This is a genomic window from Solibacillus silvestris, from assembly GCF_051967575.1.
In the GTDB taxonomy this organism is placed as follows: domain Bacteria; phylum Bacillota; class Bacilli; order Bacillales_A; family Planococcaceae; genus Solibacillus; species Solibacillus silvestris_B.
On record NZ_JBQCJW010000006.1, the window covers coordinates 134,224 to 149,292 of the forward strand.

A 15,069-nucleotide genomic window follows, 5' to 3' on the forward strand; every position below is an offset into this window, starting at 1 on the left:
GTCCTCACTTTGTAATTTTATAGCCGAATGTATCGCCATTTTTTAAATTCAGTTCATGCCCGTTTATAATGACAATTTCGTTTGAAAGCCATTGTACATTTGCTTGTTCCGCATGCCGTTCGTAATAAAGATGCTTTTTTAATCCTAAAGGACCATCAAGCTCTGCCCGAATCCCGAACGTACCCATCGCGCCTGCATCGAATGCGTAAAAATCAACGGTATATTGTTTGTTTGGCGATTGTGATGTCAGCAAATGTTCCGCGCCGCCTAAGGAAATGATGAGCAGTTTTAATGCAAAATACACGAGTATTAATGCTGTGAAAATGAAGCATATTGTATTGATAATAACAGCTATAACCTTTTTCGGGCGAGTGAGCCGTTTAAATTCTTTTAGCATAATGTAAAAGGTCAATACAAATAGGATGGCCAAGGCAATAAGCGTTGTACTGGAAAATGCCCACAACGTATTCATCAACAAATAATAGCAGATGATTAAAAATAGCAGACAAGAACTAAATAAAGCAATGCCTGAATAATAATTTCGCAAAAAAGCGCCTCCCCAAGTGCTCTGGAAAATAATGTTTATAATGAGGACGGCAATAGGGGAGTAAGGTTGCTTGAAAAATAACTATAAAAGTAGAGAGCGCTGAAAAACAGTCCTCTTCATTCGAGAAATTTTATAAGTTAATTGAAATCTGGGCAGCCATATCCGATAAAGCAATCGACGAGTATTTGAAGCTACACGGCAAGACGATAAAGAGATACTGAACCTAGTATGTGGGATGAACAGGGTACGCTCTTATCTGTTGGAGTATCGGGATAAGCATTTCATCTAAAAATTAGGCGGAAAAACTCCGTCTATTCAGAAAGTTGAACAAAAAATAACGTAAATATACGGAGAAATTCCGCCTATCAACCCTTAAAATAAGAAAAAGGAGATTTATTCTTTACATAACCGGAAAAATTCCCTTTATATATTCGCAAAACGGACTTCCTTACACATATAACCGGAAAAACGCCGCTTAAGTTTCTTTCATTTATTTAAGGTTAAGATTTCAAATCCGAAAATGAAAATTTTATTTAATAAAAGAGAAGGGCTTTTATATTAAAATGAAACATAAAGTCTATTTCGTTACCGTAAACCCATTAAACATATGTACCGAGGAGTTTGCAAGGGATGGATGAGTTCAACGTGCTTGCAAAAAAAATGAAGTTAAAAATCCTTATATATTAAACTTCTAAAGCAGCGAGCTTATTTGGCATGGGTATCCAAGGCAGCAATACCGATAAATTCAGTTAAAATTAAATGTATTTTAGAACCGCTAAATAAAAATGAAACAAGGCATTTTCTACTCAATTTGAATAGAAAATGCCTTGTTTTCATCTGAATAGCGAGCGTAATTTGTAAAATCTTTAACTTAAAAAAACGTCCGGAATGTTATTTACTATTCTGTTTCGGGATTTAATTCTAGCTCTACTTTTATTTTAATATCTTTTCCTACTAATACGCCACCTGTTTCAAGCGCGGCATTCCACGTCAGCCCGAATTCTTCACGATCAATTTTCGTTTCTGCTTCAAAGCCGTAAACATCCACACCCCATGGATTTGTGCCTTTGCCGCCGTATTCTACATCAAATACAACAGGTTTTGTCACATCTCTAATCGTCAAATCGCCCGAAACTTTATAATCATCGCCGTTTTTTGCGATGCTTGTCGATTTGAATTTAATTTCGGGGAATTGTTCGATGTCAAAGAATTCGGCTGATTTTAAATGATTGTCACGATCACCGTTGTTCGTAGTAATACTTGTCGCATCAATTGTAATATCAATGTTTGCTGACGTTAAGTCTGTCAGATCATCCACTTCAACTTCTGCTGAATAGTCAGTAAACTGTCCTTTAACTTTCGAAACCATCATGTGCTTAACTTCAAAGCCTATTGTTGAGTGTGCCTGATCGATTTGCCATTTTGCCATGTTAAATTCCTCCCAACTATTATAAAAATTCAAGATTGTTTTTATCTTGAATTCGAAGTAAATTTACCATAACAAGAGATTACTGTCAATTGAAAGAGTCTGTAATTTTGAAAATTCCGATAATTCGAAGCGTATAGGAAATAATTGAATAGAAGGTTAGATTGTTTAATTTTCCATCATTAATTTAGCAATTTTTTCATCAAATCCTTCATTACGTTTCAGCAATTCTTCAATGACGAGTGCTTGTCGCTCTTTTGAGTGACCTTGGCTCAATTTTGCGGCAGCTTCAACCGACTGTACGTGAATTTTAAACGGAACGATCCCTTTTAATAAGCTGTTCATATAATTATCATCAACGTCATTCACATCATACGGGCTATTAGGGGCTTCGTACTTTTTGACTAATTGCTGCAATGACACCCGGATTTCTTCTTTATCTTCCAGCAGCTCGACACGGCCGTTTACATGGATTGCGACGTAATTCCATGTAGGGACTGAATCCTTTGTTTCATACCAAGATGACGAGATATAGCTGTGCGGACCGTTGAAAATAGCGAGGATCTGCTGATCGACACAGTCTTTCCATTGTGGATTCGCACGCGCAAAATGACCGTATAAATATTGATTGTCTTCGCTTAAATGAAGCGGTAAATGGGTGGCGGCTGGAATCCCGCGATGCATCGCTACAAAAGTCGCGAAACTGTAATCTTTTATAAACTGAACAATTTTGTGTTCATCTTTTAATGCATAATATTTTGGTATATACATGTTTTTACCTCACAATTCTTTAGTCATAATCAAATCAATTTGCTCTTCCTCACCCATGTGAAATGAATGGGCTCCTGTTTTTTGAAAGCTTTGTTTTTCATAAAACGCAATCGCATTTTCATTATTCTCCCAAACCCCGAGCCAAATTTTCGTTTTTTCCATTTCTTTTGCCAATCGAATTGCTTCATCCATCAAAACTTTTCCGAGCCCTAATTTTTGAAATTTACTCGAAATGTAAATACGTTCTACTTCCAGAGAGTCTGATTCCATTTTTTCCGACTGTGCTTCATTTGCATTCACTTTTAAATATCCTGCAAGTGCTTCATTCACATACAGTAACTTGAAAACAGAATGTACATTTTGCAGTTCGGTAGTTAATTTCTCATTTGAAAATGCCTCATTTAAATAAGCAGCCATATTTTCGGCGTTGTTTTGCTCATGGAACGTTTCGTAAAATGTTTCACGGCTTATTTTTTGCAATGCCTGTAAATGCTCTGACGTACATTGTATTAGTTGAATGTTCATTTAAATTACTCCTTAATATTGTCTTTTTTTACCCTTTTTTACATATTCCCAGTCTTTTTCTATGTTTTTTCGCATCTTTTCTAATGCAGTAGCAATCTGATCTATTTCTTTTTGCGAAAAACCTGTCAGTGCTGTCTTCTCTGAATGATTATGCTCATTTAAAATAGAAGGATAAATTGCTAAAGCTTTGTTCGTCGGATAAAGTTTTTTTATTTTTTTATTTGTATCGTCTTCACGTTTTTCGATGAAGTTATTATTTTCAAGCTTTGCAATTGCACGTGCGGCTGTTGTGCGGTCTACTTTGATGATGTCTGCCAATTTTTCCTGGATGATGCCGGGTTGCTCACAAATGCGTACAACATATAAATATTGGCCCTTCGTTAAATCAAATTCTTTAAATTCTATATTGCTTATCGAATCTAGTGCACGGGCAATCATACCGACTTCTCGTAATATAGTAATTCTATTCAGCTCCTTATCCGTATGATATTAGCAATAAAACAGTATAAATTAACTTTAGAATAATTTTGTTGTAAATGCAACAAAATTCATTTGATTAAACAATGTTTTTAGTTTAAATACAATGCATTTTCTTCTTCATAAATAGAAATTTGAAAACCAAATCGAATGCTGCTTTGTTTTATCATCAGAAGGGGGTTGAAACGTTTGACACACGAGGAAATCGAGCAGCTGATGGATGACTACAGTCTATACATGCTAAAGCTTGCATATGTCTATGTGAAAAATAGGCAAAGTGCCGAAGATATTGTACAAGAAGTGTTCCTGCAACTTTATGAGCAAAGCCACTACAGGGAGCAAGGGGAAATAAAAAGCTACTTAACAACATTGGTCGTCAACCGAAGCAAAAATTATTTGAAATCATGGTCATACCGCATGTTGCTTTTTAAGGAAGTGTACATAGAAAAGTCCACTACGAATAAAGATGCACTCATTGCAGACGAAGAACGAAAACTCATTGGAGAAGCAATATTCAAATTGCCGCTCAAATATCGGGAAGTCTTATATTTCCATTATTATGAAGAATTGAAAACGGCACAAATGGCGGAAATGATGAAAATTCCCGAAAGTACAGTAAAAACAAGATTAGTTAAAGCGCGGAAATTATTAAAGGATAAGCTTCCATAAACCGATTGGGAGGTGCTTTCACATGAATAAAGTAAAAAAAGCTTTTGATGAGCAATTCGGCAATTTAGCCGAGACGCAAAAAATGATAAAAACTAGTGTATTGAATGGACAATATAAAAAGAAACAAAAGATCCATTGGCAATTTCCAATCATTGCAGCAGTTATATTATTTGTCGCAGCAGGATTTTTATGGTCACAGCTGCCGATGAATAAAGAAAACGAAAGATTGGGAACGTTGAGCAAGCAGTATTTTGAAGTGCTGTATTATGACACATTTTATTTATCCATGCAATTTAACCGTAAAGCGGAAAATTACGAACAAGTGCTTCATTTAGTACTTCAGCAAGCAGCCATTATCGATTATGCGAAAAAAAAGGACATTGTTGTAACAGAAGAAGAAACGGAAGCATTGATCAAAAGCTTTTTAGAAGCATTTAAGGAGGGAAAAGAAAGTAGTGATATGACTGCATTCCGCTATGACGCATTGTTTAGGGAATTTAATTTAACAGATGAAAAATATGCAAAATTACTTGCGGAGCAGCAGCTTATTTATGATGTTTATGCACAGCGCTTATTCGAAAAGCTTAATATAGCGTATGACCCATTGAATAAAGACTATATGCAATTAGTTAATGATGCACTTGGAGCCTTTAATGGACAATATGGTTCGCAAATAAATGAAATGTTAAAGGAATTTCATCCAATTCCTAGCAAAGGTTTATCAGGAATCGTCGAAACGATCTATACAGCATATGGAGAGTTTCAAGTGGTCGAGCTTGAAGGGGAACTGCGCTTTGCACAAAAAACAAAAGCAGTGGATCAGCTGCTTATGACCGCAATGGATGATTTCGATATGATGAAGGAAGAAAAGCAGTTTGGCTATCTTTGCTATTACACGCTCGATGATTATATAAAAGCCACAAAAGAATTGGCTGAAGAAAACGGGAAAGCAAAAATGGAAGATTTACTTGAACTGTTAACTATTTTAAAAAATACAGTGGAATTGTATTGACAAAACATTCTATATTTTAGTATAATTAAAATAATAATTCAAGAAAGATGGTGATGGATATGACAAAGTTACATGAGATTGAATCGATGCAATTGAGCTTGTCATATGACATTCGCCACCAGTGTGCCTTCTTAATTTAGACGGATCACGCTTCTTAACTGTGCGTATGGAGCCTTATGACGAGCAAAATTGCTGGTCATAAGGCTTTTTGTTTGCCTAAAACAAAATACAACTATACGCCATTAGGAGGCAATTCATTTGAATTTACAGGAATTAGGATTTACAACGTATTTTGAAACACAATTACAATCACTCACATTTGATATGACGCAAAAATTTGTTGGCAGGGTCGTATTGGAGCATAAGCATTCATATCGTGTCATGACAGAGCATGGGGAATTTTTGGCAACAGTGTCCGGCAACTTTGCGTATCACGCTTTCTCAAGGAAAGATTACCCCGCAGTCGGCGATTTTGTCGCCATCGAGCAAATGCCTGGGGAAGAGCGCGCAATAATCCATCATTTATTTGAACGGAAATCGAAGTTCACACGAAAGATGGCAGGCTTGGAAATAGATGAACAAATCGTCGCGGCAAATGTGGATTATGTTTTGCTTGTCATGAGCTTAAATGCCGATTTTAATATACGCCGCTTAGAGCGCTATTTAGTCGCAGCATGGGATTCTGGTGCGACGCCTCTTATCGTATTAACAAAGGCGGACCTTTGCGATGATGTGGCCGCATATTTAAAAGAGGTGGAGACGGTCGCACTCGGTGTGGACATTTTAGCGGTTAGTGCATTAACAGGTGAAGGAATTCCTCAATTAAACGCATTTTTAACAGAAGGGAAAACGGCGGCTTTACTAGGCTCTTCAGGTGCCGGTAAATCGACGCTCACAAATGCATTATTAAACGCGGAACAAATGAAAGTGTCCGATATTCGCGAAGATGATGCAAAGGGACGCCATACGACAACACATCGTGAACTTGTTGTTTTACAGTCAGGCGCATGTCTGATCGACACGCCAGGCATGCGTGAACTGCAGCTTTGGGATCAAGGAAATAGTTTAAGTGCAAGCTTTTCAGATATTGAACAGCTGGCGGCAAACTGTCGCTTCAGAGACTGCAAACATAAAAACGAGCCTGGCTGTGCGGTTTTACAGGCAGTAAATGAAGGCGGGCTTGATTCCTCCCGACTGGCAAGCTATTTTAAGTTGCAGCGAGAGCTTGCCTTTATCGAGACAAAAGCGAGTACAGATGCTATGCTCGCCGAAAAAAGAAAATGGAAGCAAGTTTCAAAAAATTTAAAGAAGAAGAAATGAATCAAAAGCAGATGTGCATGAATATTGTGCGCATCTGCTTTATTTTTTTATCCGGAATAAAGGGACGGTGAATGTATTGCAAGGATAAAGGTTTGCGCTATAATGAATGAAGTAATTATATAGGATGTGGAAAAATGATTAATTGGATTTATGTGATTGTATTAGGCATATTGCTGGGCGTATTAAGTGCAATTTTTAATTGGCCGTTTTCTGTAGCAATATCGGTTATAGTACTATTTGCGATTTGCTCGATTGGCCGTATGTATTACATTGCATATGCATCGACGGATTTAGGGAAAATAAAAAAATATATTGAAAAAAACAAAAAAGATCCGTTTTTAAATTATTTGCTTGTCGTTGAAGAAGGTACAAAGGAAGAGGAAATTGATGCAATGGAGCGTGTCATTGCGCATTATAGACAGCCAGTTATTAAAAATACATATGAGATGAATCGCGCCATTCGCCTCGATGATTGGGAACGTGCCCGATATTTTGCCGATAAACTCCCCGGGACAAAGTACGGGCCATATGGCAAAGCATGCATTGCAGCATTTTTAGGCAATCGGGAAGAGGCAAAAAGCTATCCTTTAAACACAAAATGGATGGAAGCTGCGATTGAAGCACAACTGGCATTAACCGAAAATAATCTGGAAGCTTTTGATCAATTTGCAAGTGATGCCATACAGGGCGCAAAAGGATTGCAGCGTTTTGCATTGCATCATAGCTTGAAAAAGGCAAAATTGGAACATAATTTTAATGAAATATGAAATAGCCCTCATCGCTTACTATATTAGTGAGCGATATTTTCTTTTGTATAACTTTTAACATTTGAATTAAAATTCAGTATGATGGGAATAGCAAAATAACGGAAATAGCTGTTCATTAATGGAAGCGGGGGATTGTATGGCATTTTTAGTAGCAATGTTCATTATATTATTTTTCACGGATCGCAGCCGTTTTTTTAACGTCTATTGGCTCGGGTTCATATTAATCGCCTTTGTGCTATATTTTTTAAACGAAACATTTTTTAAAATAGAAGAAGACAACGAACTTTACTATCTTTCAATATCGGTACTGATCTTTGCGTTCATTCCATTTATGTTGCTGCTATTATCGATTATTACATTTTTCAACAGCAAAATATTAATGGAAAAGGAAGGGCGGCGTATTCGCAACTTATTTATCTCAGGCATTGGAATTGCGTCACTTCTCGTATTATGCATTAGCGTCTATCAATATTTAAATACGAATAAATCTATTACATCGGAGTTTCTTTACTTTTATGTTGTCGCTTTGTTCGTCTACTTTTTATGGCTATTTACAAGCTGTGCTCTTTATACATGGATTTATGTTATAACGCCAATCGCCTATAAACCCGACTATATTATCATTTTAGGTTCGGGTTTAATCGGGGATCGTGTGCCGCCATTGTTGGCGAGCCGCTTAGACAAGGCCGTAAAGCAATATAAAAAATACAATGAGAAACCTCTGCTTATTACTTCAGGCGGGCAAGGGAGTGATGAGCTCGTATCAGAAGCCTGTGCTATGAAGAAGTATATAATTGAAAAACATCATATTGAACCAAACAAAATTATTGCAGAAGACAGGTCGACAACAACTTTTGAAAATTTGCTCTTCTCAAAAGCGATTATTGATGAGCGGGTACCGAATGCACATGGGGTTTTCGTAACGAATAATTTCCACGTATATCGCGCAAGCATGCATGCTGCAAAAGTCCAATTAAAAGCAGTGGGGATTGGCTCGAAAACGGCGCTGTATTATATTCCAAATGCATTTATGAGGGAATATATCGGCATTTTAGAAATGACAAAGTGGCGGCAGCTTTTTATTTTGGCTCTATTTACAATCGGCTGGTATTTTATTATGAAAGGCTATATTTAAATCATTTTATGAAAGGGGGGCGACTTTGTTGGCACTTACCAGCATTTTAACAATTGCTGTTTATGTACTGAACTTATTATTTGCGCTCGTATTGATTTTTATAAGCCGTAAAAGTGCATCCTCTACATGGGCATGGCTATTTGTCCTGTTTTTCTTGCCGATTATTGGCTTCATATTATACTTATTGCTTGGACGCAACTTACAGAAAAAGCATTTCGTTCGTTGGCATGCCGTACAGCAGGAAGAGACGATAGAAATTTTCCAGGAGCAAAAAAGCGCTATGGAAGATGGGTCATATGAATTCCCGAACGATATAGCCGAAAAACACGCCCCATTAATCAAGATGAATGTTGAATACAACCATGCATTGTTAAGTGCTAAAAATGATGTCGGTATTTTATCTGAAGGCAAGGAAAAGTTTCGCTCTGTCATAGAGGATATCGAAAATGCAAAGCAATCCATTCATATTCAATATTATATTTTTAAAATGGACGACGTTGGAAAAAGTATTTTAAGAGCGCTTATAAAAAAAGCTTACGAAGGCGTGGAGGTAAAGATAATCTACGATGATTTAGGCTCGCGGAAGCTACGAAGAAAGGATTTCCAACAGCTGATTGATGCAGGCGGGCAAGTAGAAGCTTTCTTTTCCTCATATTTAAAGCTTTTAAATCCGCGCATTAATTTCCGGAATCATCGCAAATTAGTCATTATTGATAGTCGGCTCGGATATATAGGCGGGTTTAATATTGGAAATGAATATGCGTGCCTTGATGAGAAAATCGGCTATTGGCGTGATACACATTTGCGAATCGAAGGCAATTCCGTCTACAATATGCAGGCACATTTTTTATTTGACTGGCATCAAGCAAGAAATGAAGAGTTTAAAGCGGTCGACCAAAAATATTTTCCTTCGTTTACGGTCGATTCGGACACGCCTGTGCAAATTGTTTCGAGTGGACCGGATACAAACTTCGAATCGATTAAAAACAGCTATATTCGCATGATTTTAAGCGCCCAAAAGTATGTTTATATTCAATCTCCGTATTTCGTGCCGGATGAAGCGTTTTTACATGCGGTTCAAATTGCCGCTTCATCGGGAGTAGATGTACGCATTATGACCCCTGAAAATACCGATCATCCATTCGTTTATGGCGCAAATTCTGCCTATGGCGGGGATTTGCTTGAACATGGAGGCAGAGTATTCCGGTATAAAAAGGGATTTCTGCATGCAAAAATGCTTGTCATTGATGATGAGGTGGCAACGATTGGCACCGCGAATATCGATGTCCGCAGCTTCAGCTTAAATTTCGAAATTAACGCGATTGTATATGATGAAAAAATAGCGGTCAACTGCAGAAAGCTATTTGAAGTAGACGAGAAAGATAGCTTCGAATTGACAAAAGAGCTTTACGAGCAACGAAATACATGGACTAAAATACGCGAATCCGTTTCCCGCTTACTATCCCCTATATTATAAAATCGAATGCCAGCCCCAATAAGCTCGAAAATATTTCAAAATCCGAAATATTTCCGAGCATTTTTATTAATTTTTTAGTAAAATGGGAATTGAACTACAATTCAGAAAGCGAGGCAATGGCATGACAAACGTAAAATATCCAGAAGTATGGGATTTAGATGTATTTTTCCCGGGAGGAAGTGCATCCCCACAATTAAAAGAGCATATTGAAAACTTGAATCCAAAATTTGATGTACTAAAGGAAATGGTGGAAAGCTTTGAAGTGCCGACAGATAGTGGTGCGGCACTAGCCGTTCAATCCATTTTGGAAAGCATTAAGGAAGTAATGATGCATGTTTCACAAGCGGGTGCGATGCTCTCTTGTTTAACGGCGCAAGATACGACAGATCGTGAAGCATTATTGCTACAAGGGCAATTATCAGGCGTTGCGGCAAATTTGTCGCCAATTTTGGAAAGCTTTAACCAAAAGCTTGGAAAAATTGAAAAAGCAGTATTTGATGCATTGGCGAACACAGAGGAGCTAGCTCAATTCGAATTCATTTTGACGGAATGGCGGGAAAAATCGAAGGAATCTTTATCCGAAGAAGAAGAAGCATTGATCTCCGCATTAGGTGTTGATGGCTATAGCTCATGGGGACAGCTTTATAGTATGCTTATTGGCGATATTAAAGTGGAAGTCGAAGTAGAAGGCGAGAAAAAGCTCTTATCTGTAGGACAGGCAAATAACTTAAGCTCACATAAAGACCGCGCTGTTCGCAAAGCGGCATTTGATGCTTTAGAGCAAGTATTTACAGAGCGCGAAGAGTTTTTCGCGAAAACATTAAACCATTTGGCAGGCTTCCGTTTAGCCGTATATAAAAAGCGCGGATGGGAATCGGTGACAAAAGAGCCGCTGCAGATTAACCGTATGAAGCAAGAAACGATTGACGCGATGTGGGGAGCCATTACTTCACGCAAAGCGACATTTGCTGAGTATTTAACGCATAAAGCGAAACTTTTGGGAACTGAGAAATTGGATTGGTTCGACTTTGACGCACCTGTAACAGATTCTACAGCAACAATTTCCTATCAGGAAGGCGCCGAGTTTATTTTAAAACATTTCGGCCGCTTCGGATCGGAAATGGAAAGCTTTGCACGCAAGGCATTTGAAGAGGGCTGGATTGAGGCGGAAGACCGCGACAATAAGCGTCCAGGCGGATTTTGCACAGGGATGCCTTTGTCTGAGCAATCGCGCATTTTCATGACATACTCAGGGTCAATGTCAAATGTGTCTACATTAGCGCACGAATTAGGTCATGCTTTCCATTCTTATGCACTCCGTCCTGTGCATCCTTTGAACCGTCGCTATGCTATGAACGTCGCTGAAACGGCTTCGACATTTGCGGAAATGATTGTAGCTGACGCAGCCGTTGAAGAAGCCTCGAATGAGCAAGAAAAAATCGCGTTATTGGAAGATAAGATTCAACGTTCGGTTGCATTTTTCATGAATATTCATGCACGTTATTTATTTGAAACACGTTTTTATGAAGAGCGCAAAAAAGGAATCGTATCGACAAGCCGCTTAAACGAATTAATGGAAGAAGCGCAAATTGAAGCACATGGAGGGGGCTTAGGCGAAACTCATCCACACTTCTGGGCTTCTAAAATGCACTTCTATATTACAGGTGTGCCGTTCTACAACTTCCCGTACACATTTGGCTACCTCTTCTCGTTAAGCATTTATGCAAAGGCGAAAGAGGAAGGGAAAGGCTTCGAGGAGAAGTATATGGCATTATTGCGTGATACTGCCGTTATGACGGTGGAGGATTTAGCGATGAAGCATTTAGGGGAAGATATTACAAACGAGGATTTCTGGCTGAAGGGAATCGCGCTTTGTGAAAAAGACGTAGCGGAATTTATAGCGCTAACTTCAAAATAATTGGAAAAGGCTGCATTAAAAGTTGAAATGACTTTCAATGCAGTCTTGTTTTTTATATTAAAGCGGTTTTTTATGTAATGTAAAGTCAAGTGAATCTGCATCTCGAATAGTGATCGTATATGTGCCGTTTACTTGATCATGCTTTACATCAATATTTTCAAGGCGTTTATCATAGCGGAACAATATTTCGCCCTCGGCAGATTTATAAACGACATATAAATCATCGCGCTTCACTTCAAAAGTAGGGGTAAAGTCGGGATTTCGATCTGTAAATTCATTGATAAACAATTTCGCCCCTTGCTCGATAAAATCTTCACGATTCTGTTCGGGGGCAATCGCTTCATAAATATTATGTACGGATGCATCCAGCTCGATATATTTGCCGTTTTCAAATTCCTCATCAATTGCTTTTTGAAGACGCGGCGTTTCTTCTTCGGTTAATGATTCTGCAATTTTTTCATATAATTCCTTCATGAGCATTTTCGTTTTCTTTTTATCCGATGCTATCGGTGTCGCCTGTAAAAAAGTCTCCATGAAAAACTTGGCGGGTTCCCCATCGGACTGTTTATCAAGGACGTATACATTTTCTTCAAGCGGGTCGTAATTCATGCGAATGAGCGCACATTTTTGCACACGACTCGAAGCATCAGGCAAAATATTTCCGATTGTTTTCAGGTGCAGTGTTTCCAGATCAATTTGCACAGCATCTTTCGGATCGAGCTTTAACAGCAATATATATTGTTCGCCGATTAGCTCAATATGGGCAACAAATACCGACCCATTACTATTTGAAACTGTTTGCATAATTTGGTACAGCTTATTTGACAAATCATTTGTCAGCGATAAAAAATGCGTATCATCCGGATATTCGACATAGCGATTGATTTTTGTCGCAATATCATTGTCGCGATCCAGGAATTTACATGCGACCGATTTTGGGCTATTCATTGTCGCATCTATGTATGCTTCGAAAAACTTACTATACACCTCAGATTGCAAGGCGGATAAATCCATCGTCTCACTTGCAGACACGAAACGGCTTTGCTCCATATCAAGAAGTGTCACTGCCATGCGTTTCATTTGGATTGATAATGTTGTTTCAACTTCATTCATCTTTTTATAGCTCCTTTTAAATTCCGATTTTTCAAGTATAGCGGACAATGAATAAATTTGCACGACAACCCGATTAATTTACAAAATCGAACATATATGCTATGATATTTACGTGCTATTTTAGATAGTGCTATAAATGAATTGGCATTTCTGCTAGTGTTTTTGAGGATACTTATTCACACTGGCGCAAGCTTAAGGGCTGCAAGGACATAGTAGCAGGTTGGGACTATGTTGCTTAAGTTAGAAGAGATTAGTGGAATTTTACCGCGGTTAAAACTGGAGTTATGCTACTCCGAATGAGATATAAATTCCCCGGATGATCGGGTTGAGACTTTCATTTATTTATAATGCTATCTATTAAATACTAAAGGGGTCCCCATGTTAAGTGGGGGCCCCTTGTCCAATTTATTGAACTAAAAAACCATCCAGCAATTATTGGATGGCAGGTAAAAATAAATATTAGTCCGTGAAGCATAAAGAAGTCATATAACCAAGCATTACCAATAAACCAAGACCAATTACAATGTCCATTTTTTGTAAACCTCCCTTAAATAACCTACAATATCTTCCTTTTTATTGTACAATGATTAGGAAAAAGATGAAACCTTTTCTTAGTTGATTCGTATATAATTATAATAGAGTGTTAAAAATTATACATAATTAAAGTAGGTGGTATACATGAAGAAATGGCTTCATAAATCTCTTGTTGTATCAGTCGCATTATTATCGTTTGGTTTAATTACACCAAAGCACGAAATTTGGGCAAACTTTGAAGGGGATCGGCATGATAAATCCATTTTTGATCGCCCAAGTGACAATCATATTACATCTGCCTATCAGCTTGATGATATTTTAGTAGAAGAACCGCTTCCTACAACTGCATATTTTGTATCCGCAGCAAAAGAGCAATCTTACATAAAATTCGGCACCCGTGTTGGACCTGTCATCGAACAGGAATTCGAGTCTAAAATCTTCCCGAAAATCGAAGAAGCAATCGCGATGACTGTTGACAGGACAGGGGAAGACAAGCTTCGCAATTTAATAATCTCCGAAAAGCCTAGTGGGGATTATTCGGAAAAAATATTCCACATTGTAGATAATGCATCGAAAATGGACGTTATACGCTTCCATGTACGTACTGAAAATCGCCCTTTTGAAGGCTATTATTACAACTTCCATTATCATACATTTGAAGATGACTATTCGAAACACTATGACCTTGGAGATATTTATTGGAGCAAAAACACACCGCCTAAATGGCTATCTTAATAATAAAGTATTCGCTACCAGTCTGTGGGCCTAAACCGAAAAAAATTCTGGGAGGCATACACCTGATTGTAACTGATTAAAATATGATTGAAAGCAGGGGTCGGATGAAGCTATTGTATATGAAGCAAAAAGTGATGAGTTTACGCGGCCGTTTTACTATTGTGGATGAACGGCAAAACGATCAATATTTTGTTGAAGGGACATTTCTGCAAATCCCAAAAAGCTATTCTATATTCAACACTTCCCGAGATGAGATAGCGACAATTACGAAAAAGGTGTTTAGCTGGCTCCCTACATTTTTTATTGAAGTCGATGGTCGGGAATTGATGACAATCAAAAAAGATTTTACATTTTTTAAAGCGAGCTATTCCATTGATGCAGAGGGAATCGAAGTAAGCGGAAACTGGTGGGATATGAATTTTGAAGTGTATAAGTCAGGAAGTGTAATTGGACGCGTTAACAAAAAATGGCTGTCATTCGGCGATAGCTATGAAATCCAAGTAAATGATGAAGCGTATGAAAAAATCATTATAGCGATTGTCGTGGCAATCGACTGTGTAAAAGCAGATCAGGCGGCGGCAGCCAATGCTTCCCCATAATTAATCGGAATGGACAAATTTGATTAATTTATTTCCCCACTAAA

The 15,069-nt window shown here is 37.9% G+C and carries 15 protein-coding genes; 9 read left to right on the forward strand and 6 right to left on the reverse strand.

Going from position 1 to position 15,069, the window contains the following annotated elements; translation table 11 throughout:
- Nucleotides 1–4 precede the first annotated feature (4 nt).
- From ACTHOQ_RS05990 to ACTHOQ_RS06010, 5 genes are all read right to left on the reverse strand, one after another.
- Complete coding sequence (locus ACTHOQ_RS05990) at nucleotides 5–547, reverse strand: DUF5412 family protein (protein WP_440494829.1); 543 nt, start codon at nucleotides 545–547, stop codon at nucleotides 5–7.
- Nucleotides 548–1,445: 898 nt separating this feature from the next.
- Nucleotides 1,446–1,976, reverse strand: coding sequence for a YceI family protein (locus tag ACTHOQ_RS05995; RefSeq protein ID WP_440494831.1), 531 nt, complete (start codon nucleotides 1,974–1,976; stop codon nucleotides 1,446–1,448).
- Nucleotides 1,977–2,141: 165 nt separating this feature from the next.
- Entirely contained in the window at nucleotides 2,142–2,744 is a 603-nt protein-coding gene (locus ACTHOQ_RS06000; protein WP_440494832.1) for an FMN-binding negative transcriptional regulator, read from the reverse strand.
- A 9-nt stretch (nucleotides 2,745–2,753) separates the two neighbouring features.
- A complete protein-coding gene (gene paiA, locus ACTHOQ_RS06005) occupies nucleotides 2,754–3,269 on the reverse strand; it encodes a spermidine/spermine N(1)-acetyltransferase (RefSeq protein ID WP_440494833.1) in 516 nt (171 codons plus the stop codon).
- A gap of 12 nt (nucleotides 3,270–3,281) precedes the next feature.
- On the reverse strand, nucleotides 3,282–3,707 hold the full coding sequence (locus ACTHOQ_RS06010) for a MarR family winged helix-turn-helix transcriptional regulator (RefSeq protein WP_440494834.1): 426 nt from the start codon (nucleotides 3,705–3,707) through the stop codon (nucleotides 3,282–3,284).
- Nucleotides 3,708–3,935: 228 nt separating this feature from the next.
- Here ACTHOQ_RS06010 and ACTHOQ_RS06015 point away from each other — a divergent pair, with 228 nt between their 5' ends.
- The 7 genes from ACTHOQ_RS06015 (at nucleotide 3,936) to ACTHOQ_RS06045 (ending at nucleotide 12,044) form a co-directional block, all read left to right on the forward strand.
- A complete protein-coding gene (locus tag ACTHOQ_RS06015) occupies nucleotides 3,936–4,415 on the forward strand; it encodes a sigma-70 family RNA polymerase sigma factor (protein WP_440494835.1) in 480 nt (159 codons plus the stop codon).
- Between the two features lie 22 nt (nucleotides 4,416–4,437).
- Nucleotides 4,438–5,427 carry a SurA N-terminal domain-containing protein gene (locus ACTHOQ_RS06020; RefSeq protein ID WP_440494836.1) on the forward strand — a complete coding sequence of 330 codons (990 nt, stop codon included), beginning with the start codon at nucleotides 4,438–4,440 and terminating at the stop codon, nucleotides 5,425–5,427.
- Nucleotides 5,428–5,685: 258 nt separating this feature from the next.
- Entirely contained in the window at nucleotides 5,686–6,747 is a 1,062-nt protein-coding gene (gene rsgA / locus ACTHOQ_RS06025; protein WP_440494838.1) for a ribosome small subunit-dependent GTPase A, read from the forward strand.
- Nucleotides 6,748–6,881: 134 nt separating this feature from the next.
- On the forward strand, nucleotides 6,882–7,514 hold the full coding sequence (locus ACTHOQ_RS06030; RefSeq protein ID WP_440494839.1) for a hypothetical protein: 633 nt from the start codon (nucleotides 6,882–6,884) through the stop codon (nucleotides 7,512–7,514).
- Between the two features lie 136 nt (nucleotides 7,515–7,650).
- The gene (locus tag ACTHOQ_RS06035; protein ID WP_440494840.1) at nucleotides 7,651–8,649 is read left to right on the forward strand and encodes a YdcF family protein; all 999 of its coding nucleotides are present in this window, start codon (nucleotides 7,651–7,653) and stop codon (nucleotides 8,647–8,649) included.
- A gap of 28 nt (nucleotides 8,650–8,677) precedes the next feature.
- Nucleotides 8,678–10,126, forward strand: coding sequence for a cardiolipin synthase (gene cls, locus ACTHOQ_RS06040; RefSeq protein ID WP_440494841.1), 1,449 nt, complete (start codon nucleotides 8,678–8,680; stop codon nucleotides 10,124–10,126).
- Between the two features lie 121 nt (nucleotides 10,127–10,247).
- Nucleotides 10,248–12,044 carry a M3 family oligoendopeptidase gene (locus ACTHOQ_RS06045; protein WP_440494842.1) on the forward strand — a complete coding sequence of 599 codons (1,797 nt, stop codon included), beginning with the start codon at nucleotides 10,248–10,250 and terminating at the stop codon, nucleotides 12,042–12,044.
- 57 nt (nucleotides 12,045–12,101) lie between these two features.
- Here ACTHOQ_RS06045 and ACTHOQ_RS06050 read toward each other — a convergent pair whose 3' ends face one another.
- Nucleotides 12,102–13,157: a nucleoid-associated protein gene (locus ACTHOQ_RS06050; protein WP_440494844.1), complete on the reverse strand. Its 1,056-nt coding sequence runs from the start codon at nucleotides 13,155–13,157 to the stop codon at nucleotides 12,102–12,104.
- A 678-nt stretch (nucleotides 13,158–13,835) separates the two neighbouring features.
- Here ACTHOQ_RS06050 and ACTHOQ_RS06055 point away from each other — a divergent pair.
- Together ACTHOQ_RS06055 and ACTHOQ_RS06060 are read left to right on the forward strand one after the other, a co-directional pair.
- Nucleotides 13,836–14,426 (forward strand): YpjP family protein, encoded by a 591-nt coding sequence (locus ACTHOQ_RS06055; RefSeq protein ID WP_440494846.1) that lies wholly within the window; start codon nucleotides 13,836–13,838, stop codon nucleotides 14,424–14,426.
- 104 nt (nucleotides 14,427–14,530) lie between these two features.
- The gene (locus tag ACTHOQ_RS06060; protein ID WP_440494847.1) at nucleotides 14,531–15,025 is read left to right on the forward strand and encodes an LURP-one-related/scramblase family protein; all 495 of its coding nucleotides are present in this window, start codon (nucleotides 14,531–14,533) and stop codon (nucleotides 15,023–15,025) included.
- The last annotated feature ends 44 nt before the right edge of the window (nucleotides 15,026–15,069 follow it).